The 1,293-nt window shown below is 70.3% G+C and carries 2 protein-coding genes; both read right to left on the reverse strand.

Annotation, left to right across the window (positions count from 1 at the left end):
• Positions 1-191: 191 nt before the first annotated feature.
• Complete coding sequence (arsH, locus tag AC27KI_RS25095; protein ID WP_487091187.1) at positions 192-905, reverse strand: arsenical resistance protein ArsH; 714 nt, start codon at positions 903-905, stop codon at positions 192-194.
• Positions 895-1,293, reverse strand: a 399-nt coding sequence (locus AC27KI_RS25100; protein ID WP_487091188.1) for an arsenic resistance protein, incomplete at its 5' end; no start/stop codon positions are given. The genes arsH and AC27KI_RS25100, both read right to left, overlap by 11 nt.

The following is a 1,293-nucleotide window of genomic DNA, read 5'->3' on the forward strand; positions in this document are numbered from 1 at the left end:
GAAGGTGGAGAAAAAACGCGGGGCTGGGCATGCGGCGGTTCGCCGGCAGGCCGGCGCAGAAAAAAGGGGGCGGGGGAAGGGGGAGGGGGCGGAAGCGGTCGATTATTCCGCACGGCCCCGACTGGCGTGTGGCCGCACGGGACAGCGTGGCCTGCGCGGCACCGCCTGCGGCACTCGCCCCCGCTGGCCGCTCAGAGGCTGCGCTGGTTCACGCGCTGAGACAGGGCCTGCGCGCTTTCCCGGCGCTCACTGTAGCGGTCCACCAGGTAGGCCGCGCCGCCGCGCGTGAGCAGGGTGAACTTCACCAGCTCTTCCATCACATCCACCACGCGTTCGTAGTAGCTCGACGGCTTCATGCGGCCGGCCTCGTCGAATTCGAGGAACGCCTTCGCCACGGAGGACTGGTTGGGGATGGTGACCATGCGCATCCAGCGGCCCAGCACCCGCATCTGGTTGACCGCGTTGAACGACTGCGAGCCGCCCGAGACCTCCATCACCGCCAGCGTCTTGCCCTGGGTGGGGCGCACCGCGCCGACCGACAGCGGAATCCAGTCGATCTGCATCTTGAGGATGCCGGTCATCGCGCCATGGCGCTCGGGGGACGTCCAGACCATGCCTTCCGCCCATTGGGCGAGCGTGCGCAGCTCGGCCACCTTGGGGTGATCGTCGGGCGCCGCGTCCGGCATCGGCAGGCCGCGCGGATCGAAGATGCGCGCCTCGGCGCCCAGGGTCCGCAGCAGCCGCGCCGCCTCTTCGGTCAGCAGCCGGCTGTAGGACCGCTCGCGCACCGAGCCGTACAGCAGCAGGATGCGCGGGGCATGGGTGGCGCGCTGCGCGGGGAACAGCCGCTCGGGATCGACCGGGTGCAGCAGCGCGGCGTCGACGTTCGGAAGATCAGGACTCATACCACCCTCTGGACGCGTTCACGGCCCGAACCACCAGCAGCATCACCGGCACCTCGATGAGCACCCCCACCACGGTGGCGAGCGCCGCCCCCGAGTGAAAGCCGAACAGGCCGATGGCAGTGGCCACGGCCAGCTCGAAGAAGTTGGACGCGCCGATCAGGGCCGACGGGCCGGCGATGGCGTGCGTTTCGCCGGCCGCCCGGTTGAGCCCGTAGGCCAGCGCCGAGTTGAACAGCACCTGGATCAGGATCGGCACGGCCAGCAGCGCGATCACGAGCGGCTGCGCCAGGATCGCCTCGCCCTGGAAGGCGAACAGCAGCACCAGCGTGAGCAGCAGGGCCGCGATGGACCACGGCCCGATGCGCTGCAGCGCCGCCTCGAACACGGC

The sequence above is a fragment of the Acidovorax sp. KPB24-03 genome, assembly GCF_057546605.1.

Coding starts and splice junctions, on each gene's coding strand:
- arsH (WP_487091187.1), bottom strand. CDS start 905: ATGAGTCCTGATCTTCCGAACGTCGACGCCGCGCTGCTGCACCCGGTC.